We start from the raw sequence: 12,593 nt of genomic DNA, 5'->3' as shown, positions 1-12,593 counted from the left end.
GGGTCAATCTTTTTTGAAGAAGCCCCACCGCGCGGACGCCGGCGATCCGGCGTCAGGCCCCTGCGCTCAGCCGCCGCCGAGCTCGGACAGGCGCGCGCGCAGCCGCGGCGCGTGGACGCTCTCGCCGTGACGCGCGAGGAAATCGGCGATGGCCGCGCGCTCGTCGGCCGCCCGCCCGAGCCGGCGCAGGCTCTGCACCCGGCCGACCCGGGCTTCCGCGGCGAGGGGGCCGCCGGCGCCGGCGAGGTAGCGATCGAAATAGCCGAGCGCCTCCGCCGCCTTGCCCTGGTGGAGCGCGATCTGCCCGAGCGACACCAGGGCCGCCCGCGCCTCGGGGCTCGCCGGGTACTGCGCGAGCAGGGCGCGGTAGGAGGCGTTCGCCTCGGCGCTCTTCCCCTGGCCGAGCTGGGACTGCGCGCGCAGGAGCAGCGCTTGCGGGCCCGCCGCGGGCTCCTCCGCGCGCGGCCTGGGCGGCTGCTGCGCGCGATCCCGGGCCCCGGCGGCGCCGGCGGCGCCGGCGGTCGCGAGCTCGCCGGCGCCGGGCGAGGGTTCGGCGGCGGGCGCGCTCACGCCGGGCGGCGGCTCGTCGGCGGGCTCCCCGGCGCCTGGCGAGGGCGCGCCGGCGCCTGGCGAGGGCTCCCCGGCGCCAGGCGAGGCCTCGCCTGCGGGCGCGCCGGCGCCTGGCGGAGGCGCTTGCGGCACCGAAAGCGTCGGGAGGCTCAGGACCGTGCGCCGCGCGCCGCTCGGATCGAGCGTCTCGCCCCCGCTCGGCGCCGGCGCCTGCGCGGGCCCGTCGAACAGCTCCGCCGCGAGCGCGGCCAGGAGCGTCGCCGCGACGGCGACGCCCGCGAGCGACCCGGCGATCCCGCGCCGCAGCATCGGCCGAGGCGCCGCGCGCAGCCGCGCCGTGCTCTCGGGCGCGGCCTCGGCGCGGGCGCCCCTCGGGTCGAGGCGAGCGGCTCGGGGCTCGACGCGGGCGCCCCCGGGCCCGAGGCGGGCGCGCGCGAGCACCTGCTGGAGCATGGCGGCGTCGCTGAGCTCGCGGCCGTCGCCGCGCGCGTCGCCGAGCCTGCCGATGGCGGCCCAGAGCGGCGCCTCGCCGCGGAGCTCGGGGTCGTCCTGCTCGGCGCGGCGGAGGAGCTCCGCGTCCTCGGGGCGGATCGGCGCGCCGCGCGCCTCCGCGGCGAGGATCGCGGGCAGGAGGTCCAGATCGAACTCGGACTTCTGCGTCCCTGTCATGATGCTCTCTTCCGGCCGACGGCGAGGTCCTGTCGCACCTGCTTGCGGAGCGCGCCGATCCCGAGGCGCAGCCGGCTCTTCACCGTATCGGCGCTGACCTCGGTCATTCCGGCGATCTCCTCGATGGAGTAATCGAGCGCGTGGTGCAGGAGGATCGCATGGCGCTGCGCCTCCGGCAGCTCGTCGAGGTACGCGCGCGCCTCGCGCGGGAGGGCCTCGAACGGGGGTTGGTGCGGCGCCTGGGCGATCTCCTCGTCGATCGCGCTCTCCGGGGCCACGGGCGCGCCTTCCCTGCGCTGCTGCCTGGCGTACCGGAGGATCGTCCGGACGGCGACGCGCCTGGCCCAGGCCTCGACGGCGGCGTCGCCGCGGTAGCTCGACGCGCTCTCGAGGATCGCGAGCAGGGCGAGCTGCGCGGCGTCGTCGGCGTCGGCCGCGCTGCGGAGGAACGTCCGCGCGATCCGGCGGACCCGCGAGATCACGTGCGTCATGAGCCAGGCCTGGGCCTCCGGGTCCCCCGCGCCGGCGTGGCGCATCCGTTCGAGGTCAGGCGGCGCGGACACGGCGGGTGGCGGGACAGGCGGCGGGGCGGGGACGGGGCGCGTCATGGCGCTGGCCAGGAGCGGCTCGGGCAAGGGGCCGAGGCTCCTGGAGAGAGCTCGCGCGTGCTCAGCGTCCATCGCTTCGACCTGGTGCGACGCGCGGCCCGAATCGGGTCAATTTTCCTTTCGTGTCGGGTCATGCGGCGCAGGTGGTCATTTCCTGACCATGCCCGCGGGTGCCGGCGGGGCCGGCAGCGCGAGGCCGAGCTCCAGCCCGACGCCGGCGAAGATCCGCACCGGATTGGCCGAAAGCGCGAGGGCCGGGTGTACGGTGGCGTCAGGCTCCGTCAGGAGCACGTCCACACCCAGCGTCGTCTTGAGGCGGAGCCACCCGGTGAGCGGGACGCCGAGCTCCGCGACCGGCGCGACGCTCACGAGCGCGTCGGTCCGGGCCTCCGGCGGCGGCAGCTGCTGCGGAAACATCCGCGGCCACCGCCACGGGGGGGGCGGCGGCGGGCCATGACCGGGAGGCGGAGGGAACGGGGGCGGCTCCGTGAGCGCCTGCTGGGTCGTGCCTTCCTCGGGGACGCGCTCGACGATATCGACGGTGGCGCGCGCGCCGAGCTGCAGGTCGAGGCCAAGGGGGAGCCTGAGGCGGACCTGGCCGGCCGTGCTCACCGGGTGGCGCGAGAGCTCGAACGTGGACTGCTCGTTGCCGAGGGAGATCGAGGGGATCAGCTCGTACCCCAGGCCGAGGACGGCGTAGTCCACCGGCGCCCAGGAGGCGCGGAGCGCGGCGGCGCTCTGCCAGGGCGCGGCGCTGCTGAAGCTCGCGCCGGTGTAGCCGGCGAGGAAGGCGAACGTGGGCAGCGGGCTCGCTTCGCGGCGGGCGCGCGTGGAGGGCGACGGCGGGCCCGCGGGCGGCTGCAGGTCCGGCGTGGCGCCCGCGGCCGCGGCGCCCGCGAGGGACGCGGGGGACGCGGCGAGCTCGGGGGCGGCGTCCGGCTCGGGCGGAGCCGCTGGAGCCGGCGCGACCGGGGCGATCTTGACCTCGGCCAGGCCGGCGACGTGGCCCTCGCGGAGCTCCTCGGCGACCGCGCCGGCGATGTTGGCGAGCGACTCGAGGGCGGTGGCGGTCTGCCCGGGCAAGACCGGGATGCGGCGGCCGTAGATCTGCTCGCCGTTGCGCTCGACCACATACAAGGCGAGCTCGTCGCTCGCCCCGGCGTCGATCCAGAGCACGCCCCGCGCGTCCCATGCGTCGGCGAGCGCGTTGGCCTCGGGGAGGAGCGTCTGCAGCACGGGCCTCGGCGTGCCGGTGCGGACGATCTGAAGGCGGACGCCGACGGGGCGGATATGGGCGACGACGAGGTCGATGGCGCGCTTGTCGATGCCGCCGGCGCCCGGGAAGGCGGCGAGGACGAGCACCGGCTCGCCGGCGCCGCGAGGCTCGCCCGCTGCGGCGGGCAGGGCGACGGCGGCCAGCAGGGTGCCGGCGACCGCGCTCGCGGCCGTTCGGGCAGCGCGGAGGGCGAGCGCGAGCGACGCAGCCGGCACGGGCGCCGAAAATTATCACCCTTCCCCGCGGGGCACCATCCCCCGTCGGCCGTGGCCGTTCCCATCCATCGATCACCAGCGTGAACGTTCGGATGCAGGAGACTGCGGCGCGAGGCTTCGTTGGCGCCTCTGCCCCCGCCCGGGCCCGGCGGGATGGCCGCGCGCGCCTCAGCGCGCGCCGGTCGACCGCGGGTAGCTCCCGAGCACCTTCACCATCTCGCAGCGCGCGCGGAGCCGCTCGATCGCGTCGGCGACGCGCGGATCGCTCCGGTGGCCCTCCAGATCGACGAGAAAGACGTAGTCCCAGTGCTTCTGCCGGCTGGGCCTCGACTCGATCCGGGTCAGGTTGATGCCCGCGTCGTCGAAGATGGCGAGGACCCGGCGGAGCGCGCCGGGCTCCTCCTGCACGGAGAAGACGATCGAGGTCTTGTCCGCGCCCGTGGCGGGCGCGTCGGCCGGGGCGATGACGATGAAGCGGGTCGCGTTCTCGGCGCGGTCGTGGATGCGCTCGCGCAGGAGCGGCAGCCCGTAGAGCTCGCCCGCCCCGCGGCTGCCGATCGCCGCCGCGGCGGGGTCGCCGAGGGCCTCGTGCGCCGCCGCGGCCGCGGAGACGGTCTGGACGATCTGCGCGCCGGGGAGGTGCTTCGCGAGCCAGAGGCGGCACTGCGAGAGCGCGTGCGGGTGCCCGTGGACCCGCGCGACGCCGCTCAGCCCCTCGGCCTTGCTGAACAGGCAATAGGCGACGTCGAGCACGAGCTCCTGCCGGATCTGGAGGTCGCTCTCGATCAGGGCGTCCGCCGTCAGGGTCACCGAGCCGTCGGTCGAGCTCTCGACGGGGACGACGCCGCAGGCCGCCTCGCCCGCGCGCACGGCGTCGAAGACGCCCTCGATGGTGCCCGTCTCCCGGTAGCGCGCGGCCAGCCCGAACAGGTGCCGCGCCGCGATCTCCGCGAAGGCGCCCTCCGTCCCCGGAAAGGCCACCTTCATGGGTTCTTCCAACGACAGGCAGGCGCTCATCACCTCCCGGAAGACGACCCGGATGGCGTCGCGCGGGAAGCGCCCCGCGCCCTTCGCCTGCAGGCGGGTGAGCACGCGCCGCTCCCGCTCCGGGTCGTGAAACTGCGTGGCGTTCGCGGCGCGCTTCGCGTGCGCGACCTCGACGGCCACCTCGGCCCGCTCGGCGAGGAGATCGAGGATCCGGTCGTCGATGCTGTCGATGCGCTCGCGAAGGTCGCCCAGGTTCGCCATGGTTCGTTCCACCTTGGATGGGGAAGGGCGGGCATCAAAGCGCAGGGGACGCCGCAGCGCAAGGCTCGCCTCGGCGCGGGGAATGCGGCGCGGAACGCGCGCGACGGAGGCGCACGTCGGGGGCGAAGCGGCGCCCGTGCGGGCTCGACGCGTGGCGCGGAGGGGCGAGAGAGAGCCGGTGAGGGGGCAGAGGAAGAAGACCGAATCCGCACGCCACCGTGGGGCATCAACATCGCTTCGTTTGGATCGGGCGCGGGAGCGATCGGGACGGGCGCGGGAGCGATCGGGGCGGGCGCGGGAGCGATCGGGATGGGCGCGGGAGCGATCGGGATGGGCGCGGGAGCGATCGGGATGGGCGCGGGAGCGATCGGGATGGGCGCGGGAGCGCCCTCAGAGCGGCGCTGCCTGCTCCGCGATCGGCGCCGTCTGCTCCGCGGCGGTTTTTACCTTCGCCTTCTTGGCCTTCCGACGGGAGCGCCGGCTCAGGGTCGTCCGATGGCGCGACACGAACCTGGCTGCGATCTTGGGCTGGTCGCGAAACGCGTACCGGCCGCCTTCGCGGATCTCCTTGGCGAGCTCGTCGGCGGCCCAGAAGCAACGGTTGCGCAGATCCAGCGCGTGTGCGGCGCTCGCGTCGGATGCCTCGTTGGCGGCGGCGTGTTCGAGCGCGTCGGCGAGCGCCGTGGCCCGCGCGAGATCCTTCGTCGTGATATCGGTCACGCCGAGCGCGCCCTCGTGATCGGACCAGAAGTCGACGAGATCGCGCAGGTCCTGGATGGTATCCGAAAGGCCGGAGCCGTCGGCGATGCGCGAGAGCTGCCCCTGGGCGGCGTCGTCGTTGCGGCAGCCCCAGCGGCCGCCGGCCACGAGCTTCGCGTCGAGCGCCTCGGCCTCGTCGCGGAGCTTGCGCTGCGCAGACGTGAGCGTCACGGCGCCGCGCGCCCTCTGCCACCCCTTCTCGAGGGCGCGGAGGCGCCGCGCGAAGCGCGCGAGCAGATCCACCTTGTCGGAGGTGATACCGATCCTCGACATGCGTGATTGCTGCGCGTGCGCGAGGCGCGCCAGGGAGGTGAGCTCGCGCTCCGCGACGCTCAGGGGGATATCGGGCGGGGACGCGTAGGCCGAGTCCAGCGCGAGGAGCGCCTCATCGCTGGTCGGATCGTGCGGCTTTGCGGCCGGGCGCTTCGACGTTGCGACCGGCGTCCTGCTGGACGACCTGGCCTTGGGAGACGTGGAACCGGGCGTGTTCTTCACGGTGCGTGTCGGGGGCATGAGCTCCCTCCTGGTTGAGTGGTACCGGAGGATGGTCGCTTATCGAGAGTGGCTGTCAAGGGCGTTTGGCGCGCTCGGGCGCCGGAATGCTGCTCTGCTGAGCCATTGGCGCGACACCGAGGGAGAGGCGGCCGGCGAGGCGAGGAGAGGGCGGCGCGCTGTAATCGACTGTAATCAGCGCCAGCTGCGCCAGGCAGCGTTCTGAGGCGACGCCGTCGAAGAGGGCGCGCACGTCCGTCGCGGTCGGCGACCGCGAACGGAGGGATTACCGGCTCGGGCGCGAGCGGGCCGGCGTGCGTGGCATCGCGCCCGCCGCGATGGCTTCCACCTCACGAACTAGCGCCGGAGCGAGCTCGCCGTCCGCTGTGCTCATCACTTGAAGAGCGCGGCGGGCGGTATCGCGGGCGTGGGCGAAGCCCCGGGCAGCCTGCGCGCGAGAGAGCTGCGCCAGCTCAGCTGCGAGGCCGAGGCGATCCCCCCTCTGTTCGGCCAGGTGCGTGGCACGGCGAAGCACCGGCTCTGCCTCGTGCGGCTTCCCGAGATCGATCAGCGTCCCGCCGAGCTCCGAGAGCGTCGAGAGGAGCGCCGGGTGCGCGCGACCCAGGGCACGTTCCTCGACCCGAAGCACCTCACGCAGCAGCTCTTCAGAGCTTACGAGGTCACCTCGGAGCCGGTGAAGACGCGCCTTCTCGTAGAGAGATGCGGCGTACAGCGCCCCGTACGCGGCGCCGTCCCGCCGCAGCTCGGCCAAGGCCTCATCGAGCAGCGCCTCGGCTTCGTCGAACCGGCCCTGCGCCTCGAGGCAGCGCGCGAGCTCGTGGCGCGTCGGTGCCGCGATCTTTCTCTCGGGTACTTCCGAAAGCGCCCGGCGGAGCTCCTGCTCGGCCTCTTGAAAGCGGCCCAGCTCCAAGAGCGCGCGGCCGTGCTCGTGACGAAGAAAGAGGGTCCGACGACCGAGGCGCTGGTTGCGCTCGATCGCGCTGCGCAGCAGGCGCTCCGCCTCACCGAAGCGCCGCTGCCCGATCCATGCCTGAGCGAGGCACTGCTCGAACACACCAAGGCTCGGGTGATCGTGTTCAGGCAATCGCTGGAGCACCGATTCCAGGAGTTCAGAGGCAGCGTGCGTGTCTCCGCGCGCCTGCAGCAGCTCTGCGGTCGCCCGGACCAGGAGGATATCGAGTGGCATATCGACGTACGCGCGCCGTAGCAGCCCTGTCCACTCATCGAGCAGGCGTTGCGCGTCCTTCAGGCGCCCCGCTCCGATATGGGCCCGCACCGCGGCGTCGTAGAGCTCGCCGCGCTCCTCGATCGAACGTCCGAGTCGCCGCCCCCGCTCCAGAGCATCGCGCAACGCCTGTATCGCCTCGGCGGTGCGCCCCTCGGACGACAGCAGGAGCCCCTCTGCCCGCCGCAGCTCGAAGCGCGTCTCATCGTCGATGGCATCTTCCGTTCGCGCGCGAGCTCGATCGAGCAGCGCGCGAGCCTCGCTAAGATCGCCTGAAAATGCGCGTAGGCGGGCCATCGCAGCGATCGCCCTCGCGCTGCCCTCCGTCGCCTCCACCCAGCCGGCGGCCCAGTGAGCCGCCACATCCGGGTCGTCTGCCCGGATCGCAAGCTCGATGCGTCCGGGCCAGTCGGGCAGGTAGAAGCGCTCGCTCAGCTCGGCGCCCGGCTCTTCGACGTCGGGCTCCTTCGCGGCCGCGCTCTCTCGCCCGCGCTGCTGCGCGAGGCGCGCGAGCGCACCGCCCGGGTCATCTTCCCGGAGCGCGAGCGCCGAGAGCTCTGCCTCGGACACCCCCGCGCGCGCCAGCCCCGCCGCGTCATCGATCGCGTCCGGCGACAGCTCGAGCTGCGCCGCGAGCCGCACGCAGTGTTGGATTCCCGCCGCGCGAAGGCGTCCCGCGCCGTCGTCCAGGGTCAGCGCCCGCCCATGCACCCTGGGGAGCCCCGAGAGGGTATTCGCCGGCGAGACGAGCAGAAGCCGGCCCTTGCGTCCGACCTCCGCCGCAGCCCAGCGCGAGCGTCGCAGCCGGACGGAGGTCTCGAGATCCTCCACGGCGACCCATGTCCTCGGCTTCGGCCGGAGCGCCTCGACTAGCACGGAGTACGGCTGCGCGGCCGAGACCCGCTCGACCCTCCGGCCCGGCAGCGCCCGCGCGAAGCTCTCCTCGAGATCGCCACCGAACCACCCGATGGCCGGCGCCCGCGTGCACGCCGCGCGCCGTAACTCTCTCAGGGCGAAGGAGGGCGGCCCTTCAGGACAGTCGATGCGATGCGAGATCCAGTCGTAGAAGTCGACCGCACGTCGGGCGAGATGGAGCGTCGTCTCCTCGTCGCTGAACAGCACGAGGTGCAGCGCCCGCTCCTGCACTACCGGCCGCTCTTGATTGAGCCACGCGGCGTCAGCCGCGCGCACGCAGAGGACGACGGTGCTTCCCTCCGGCAGCGACACGAGCGCCGGCGCCTCGGTCAACACGTCGGCGTCCGGCCGATCGCGGAGCAAGTGGCGCACAAGCTCGCCCAGCCGCTCGGGACGCGCCCGATCCATGAGCACGATCACGCCGCGCCCGGCGAGGCGCAGGATCCGGCTCAGCCGATCGAGCCAGGCGCCCGCAGGAGGTGCAGCGTGAGCAGCGGATGCGGGTAGTACCATTCGGACTCGTTGGGATACGGGAGCAGGTGCCCCCAATCGAGGAGCTGTCGCGCACGAGCGTCTTCAGGAAGCTGCCGCTGGACATCCTCCATCACCGCGCGCAGTACGCCGAGGTGACCGACGTCGAGCCCGCGCTCGCGGTCGCGGCGTGCTTCGTCCACGGCGTCCTCCACGATCGCAGGCGTCGCCGTGGTCACGTCCGCCGTCCAGGCGCGCTCGGCCACTCCACGCACGAGCTTGACGAAGTCCCGTGCACGCCCGCCCGACACGTACGCGAGGCGCTCCAGGGCGTCCAGGCCGAGCGCGTCAGGCGCGGGCAGATCCCGTGTTCTCCGGCGATACATGTCGGCGAAAAAGGGGACCCCTGGGCCCTGACGCTCCGGATGGACCTTGTCCAGCACGGGCTCATTCGCGAGCACAACCGTATCGAAGCGCGGGATCGCCGCGCCGACAGGCGCGCTCCGCAGCGCGAAGGGAGCACAGACGACGGTGGGACAGGCGATCTGGCTGAGCAGCTCCGAACGCAGGAAAAGGGTGAGCGCGCGCTCCTCATCGCGGATGCGATCGAGGCCATCGATGAGCAGCAAGACGCGCCGGTGGTGCTGCTGCATGTGGCCGACGAGGACGTTGACCGCTCCAAGCAGCGTCTGCATGGCCTCGTCCTGATCGGGCAGCGTACGTCCGCTGCGCCCGACAGGCACCATGCGACGAATGCCCTCTGCGATCGCCTTCGTCGCACCGACCCCCGCCGCCACGCCGGCCGCCACGCCTCCCGACAACCCGAGCGCCGGCACGAGCACCGAGCTGGCGGTTATCATGCCCGAGGCCACCTTTCCCACGTCGATCTCGGTGGTCTTCGGCGTCTCGGTGGCCTCTGCGACCTGCTCCCAGGCCTGCTTGAGATCCTCGACGTGCTGCTGCGGCACAGGGTAGGGCAATGTCTCCCGCGCCGCGCCGAGCACCGAGAGCCCCACGAGGAAGATGACCTCCCAGGACGCGACGCGCTGAATCGCCTCGCCGTCGCCCATCCACGCGAAGTGCCGGTGCAGATCGAGCAACAGGACGAACTCCTTGGTCTCCCGCGCCTCCCTCAGGCGAAGCAGCTCTGTTGACTTGCCAGTACCGACCGTACCGGCAAGGAGGATGCGCGGGTCAGCGAATGGCAGGTCGAGACGCCGCACGATGCGGTCGACCGGTGTATGCGGCCGCGGAGCGCGCCAGGCTGGGTCCTTCACGGGCTCGACAGGGTCGAAGCGACGGTAGATCTCCTCCCAGACGTCTCGCCTTGCCACGACGCGACGCTAGCACAGACCACGTCGTGCGGCGCGCGCCTGGCAGGCTGGACGGTACCCATGCGCTCCGGACCGCCGAGAGGCGCGAGAGCGCCGAGATGCCGTGCCCGTCCGGCTCGAGGTTGGCCCGGTCGAGCTTCGTCGCTTCGATGCGGGGACGCTGCGCGAGACGCTCGGCGCCATCTTGAGCGAGTTCACGGACGCGGCCGGGGTGGAGGCGGTGCGGCTGGAGGACACGGGCGCGAACAGCGTCGGCGTGGACGCGACCGTGGCCGCCGCCGGCGCGGGGTACACCTACACGACGGCACGGACGGTGATGGACTTCGAGGACGTGAACGGCGACGGGCTGCCGGACAAGGTGACGAAGGCGCCGGAAGAGCCGCGGTTCCGGGTGCAGCTCGACCTCGGGAGCCGGTTCGCGCCGGAGGCGTCCTGGCCCGCGGGGGCGTGGGGTGTGTCGATCGATCTGCCGGAGTACGCGTTCATGGGCCGCCAAGGGCGCCAAGAAAACCGGGGACTAGGGGGGATGCCCGGACGGCGGCCTTCCCCCTCTCGCCTTGGCGTCCTTGGCGGCTTGGCGGTTGTTCTGCCGCTCCGGGGCAGCTTCCCGCAGTAGAATGAGAGCGGTTTCCTGAGCTTCCGGCGAGCTGCGGAGCAGGGATCCGTCGCGCTGGAGCTCCGCATCCTGGCGCGATGCCTCACTCGCCCTGTCTCTGTCGAGGAGACACCTGGTCCTCCCGGGGCGACACCTCGCTTGAGACGACGGGCTCGCGAGGGGGCCGGAAGAAGCGCCCCTCCCGCTCCTGCGCGTCGATGATCCGCGGGGGCGAGCGCCGCCCCGACCCGGCACGTGCGTTGCTGAAGGCTGCAGAGCTGAAGAGCGAAGCGTCGCTGAAGAGGCCCGCTGAACGCCCTCCAACGACGGAGGGCGCGAGCGCGCGCCAGAGCAAACGATGCGTGTCCCCTTCGCGCGCCACCACGGCGGGCGAAGCGAAAAGGAGGGTAACGGAATGATGATTGAAGCGATGACTCAAAAGAATGCTCGTCTACGGCGCTGGCTGTGTCCCTTGCTGGCGCTTCCGCTGGCCGCCTGCGCGGCCGACGCCGGCGGGGCGGGCGACTTCGAGGAGACGGCCCAGGCCGCATCGCCGATCGTCGACCCGACGCCGGCGGGGCCCGGCGATCTGCTCGCGATGGTGAAGGTGTCGAGCTCGCAGGGGAGCTGCTCGGGCATGGTCATCGCCGCGGACACGGTCCTCACCGCCGCGCATTGCTTCTGCGAGGTGGGCTACGTCGGCGACAACGGCTGCTCCACGGACGCGACGGTGACCTTTCGCCCCGACCCGGCGACCCCGGGCGCGCGCCCGCGCGTGCTGAGCGGCGTGGCCAAGATCCAGCCGGACTACAACCCGTCCTGGACCGAGAGGCAGATCGAGCATGACGTCGCCGTCATCAAGCTGAATGGCGTCGCGCCGGCGCACGTGAAGCCCTTCGTCGTGGCCAACGATTACCCCGCCGAGGGATCGCGCGTCACGATCGCCGGCTTCGGGCGCACGGGCGCCGATTGCAGCACCCCCTTCGGCACGCTGAACTTCGACGCCGCCAAGGTCGGCGGGTACGAGGACGGCCACGACATCCTGCGCTTCAACGACCAGGTCTTTTGCAGCGGCGACTCGGGCGGGGCCGTCTTGAACGTCGGGGCGAGCCGGCTCTACGCCGTCCACTCGATGCACACGTGGACGGTGACCCACGACTGGGTCAGCAAGGGAGTCACGACGGGCTCCGAGTTCGACTGGATCAAATCGCACATGTGCCCGTCGTCACCCTCGAACGAGTGCAGCGGCCACGGCGACACGTGCGACTGCTCGGCCAGTACCAGCTTGCTGTGGCGGCATACGAATGGCCAGGTCGCCATCTGGTTCATGGACGGCGGCGACATCGTCGGCGAGGCCTACCCCGGCGGCCAGGACCCGAGCCTCTCCTGGAAGATCCAGGGCTCCGGAGACTTCGACGGCGACGGCCAGAGCGACCTGCTCTGGCGACACACCCATGGTCAGGTCGCCATCTGGTTCATGGATGACGGAGCCGTCGTCGGTCAGGCCTACCCCGGCGGCCAGGACCCGAGCCTCTTCTGGAAGGTGGCTGGCGTCGGCGATTTCGACGGCGACGGGCGCTCGGACGTCCTGTGGCGCGACGCCAACGGCCAGCTCGCCATCTGGTTCAAGGGCGACGCCGCTCAGGCCGCCTATCCCGGCTACAACAACCAGCCCGCGCCGGTCGACAACGCGTGGAAGGTGCAGGGCGTCGGCGACTTCGACGGTGATGCGCGCTCGGACATCCTGTGGCGAAACACGAACGGCCAGGTCGCCATCTGGTTCATGTCGGGCGGGACGCGGGTGGGCGAGGCCAACCCCGGCGGCCAGGACCCGAGCCTCTTCTGGAAGGTGCAGGCCATCGGCGACTTCGACGGCAACCTGCGCTCGGACATCCTGTGGCGGGACGAAAATGGCCAGCTCGCCATCTGGTTCGGCGGCGAGCAGGGCTTCGACTCACCCTCGTACAACAACGCGCACGGGCCCGGCGACCTCGCATGGCAGGTGCAGGGCGTCGGCGACTTCGATCACGATCGCCGCGACGACATCGTCTGGCGGCACACGAACGGCCAGGTCGGCATCTGGCTGATGCACGGCGCGCACTTCGTCGGCGACCTGTACCCGCGCCAGGTCGACAGCGGCTGGGCGATCAAGGGCATGCTCCACGACGCCGGGCGGTGAGCTGTCGAGGAGGGGG

At 72.6% G+C, this 12,593-nt stretch carries 9 protein-coding genes; 2 read left to right on the top strand and 7 right to left on the bottom strand.

Features of this window, described 5'->3' with window-relative positions; all coding sequences use genetic code 11:
- Nucleotides 1-66 precede the first annotated feature (66 nt).
- From WMF27_RS39305 to WMF27_RS39275, 7 genes are all read right to left on the bottom strand, one after another.
- The gene (locus tag WMF27_RS39305; RefSeq protein ID WP_437763768.1) at nucleotides 67-1,239 is read right to left on the bottom strand and encodes a tetratricopeptide repeat protein; all 1,173 of its coding nucleotides are present in this window, start codon (nucleotides 1,237-1,239) and stop codon (nucleotides 67-69) included.
- Nucleotides 1,236-1,919: an RNA polymerase sigma factor gene (locus WMF27_RS39300; protein WP_437763769.1), complete on the bottom strand. Its 684-nt coding sequence runs from the start codon at nucleotides 1,917-1,919 to the stop codon at nucleotides 1,236-1,238. The genes WMF27_RS39305 and WMF27_RS39300 overlap by 4 nt, the downstream gene beginning before the upstream one ends.
- A 75-nt stretch (nucleotides 1,920-1,994) precedes the next feature.
- Entirely contained in the window at nucleotides 1,995-3,338 is a 1,344-nt protein-coding gene (locus WMF27_RS39295) for a hypothetical protein (RefSeq protein ID WP_437763770.1), read from the bottom strand.
- A 168-nt stretch (nucleotides 3,339-3,506) separates the two neighbouring features.
- Nucleotides 3,507-4,586, bottom strand: coding sequence for a prephenate dehydratase (gene pheA, locus WMF27_RS39290; protein WP_437763771.1), 1,080 nt, complete (start codon nucleotides 4,584-4,586; stop codon nucleotides 3,507-3,509).
- 390 nt (nucleotides 4,587-4,976) lie between these two features.
- Nucleotides 4,977-5,858 (bottom strand): hypothetical protein, encoded by an 882-nt coding sequence (locus WMF27_RS39285; protein WP_437763772.1) that lies wholly within the window; start codon nucleotides 5,856-5,858, stop codon nucleotides 4,977-4,979.
- 265 nt (nucleotides 5,859-6,123) lie between these two features.
- Entirely contained in the window at nucleotides 6,124-8,511 is a 2,388-nt protein-coding gene (locus WMF27_RS39280) for a tetratricopeptide repeat protein (protein WP_437763773.1), read from the bottom strand.
- Nucleotides 8,448-9,746 carry a hypothetical protein gene (locus tag WMF27_RS39275; RefSeq protein WP_437763774.1) on the bottom strand — a complete coding sequence of 433 codons (1,299 nt, stop codon included), beginning with the start codon at nucleotides 9,744-9,746 and terminating at the stop codon, nucleotides 8,448-8,450. The genes WMF27_RS39280 and WMF27_RS39275 overlap by 64 nt, the downstream gene beginning before the upstream one ends.
- Nucleotides 9,747-9,906: 160 nt before the next feature.
- Here WMF27_RS39275 and WMF27_RS39270 point away from each other — a divergent pair, with 160 nt between their 5' ends.
- On the top strand, nucleotides 9,907-10,419 hold the full coding sequence (locus tag WMF27_RS39270) for a hypothetical protein (RefSeq protein ID WP_437763775.1): 513 nt from the start codon (nucleotides 9,907-9,909) through the stop codon (nucleotides 10,417-10,419).
- Nucleotides 10,420-10,828: 409 nt separating this feature from the next.
- Nucleotides 10,829-12,577, top strand: coding sequence for a trypsin-like serine protease (locus WMF27_RS39265; protein ID WP_437943435.1), 1,749 nt, complete (start codon nucleotides 10,829-10,831; stop codon nucleotides 12,575-12,577).
- Nucleotides 12,578-12,593: the final 16 nt, after the last annotated feature.

This window comes from Sorangium sp. So ce281, from assembly GCF_051527395.1.
Lineage (GTDB): Bacteria > Myxococcota_A > Polyangia > Polyangiales > Polyangiaceae > Sorangium > Sorangium cellulosum_B.
The sequence above is the reverse complement of the archived record's forward strand: the minus strand, read 5'-3'. Positions and strand labels throughout refer to the sequence as shown.

What these genes read in the sequence shown, in the direction of transcription:
- WMF27_RS39265 (WP_437943435.1), top strand. Translation starts at nt 10,829, where the DNA reads ATGACTCAAAAGAATGCTCGTCTACGGCGCTGGCTGTGTCCCTTGCTG.
- pheA (WP_437763771.1), bottom strand. Translation starts at nt 4,586, where the DNA reads ATGGCGAACCTGGGCGACCTTCGCGAGCGCATCGACAGCATCGACGAC.
- WMF27_RS39305 (WP_437763768.1), bottom strand. Translation starts at nt 1,239, where the DNA reads ATGACAGGGACGCAGAAGTCCGAGTTCGATCTGGACCTCCTGCCCGCG.
- WMF27_RS39280 (WP_437763773.1), bottom strand. Translation starts at nt 8,511, where the DNA reads ATGGTACTACCCGCATCCGCTGCTCACGCTGCACCTCCTGCGGGCGCC.
- WMF27_RS39285 (WP_437763772.1), bottom strand. Translation starts at nt 5,858, where the DNA reads ATGCCCCCGACACGCACCGTGAAGAACACGCCCGGTTCCACGTCTCCC.
- WMF27_RS39300 (WP_437763769.1), bottom strand. Translation starts at nt 1,919, where the DNA reads ATGGACGCTGAGCACGCGCGAGCTCTCTCCAGGAGCCTCGGCCCCTTG.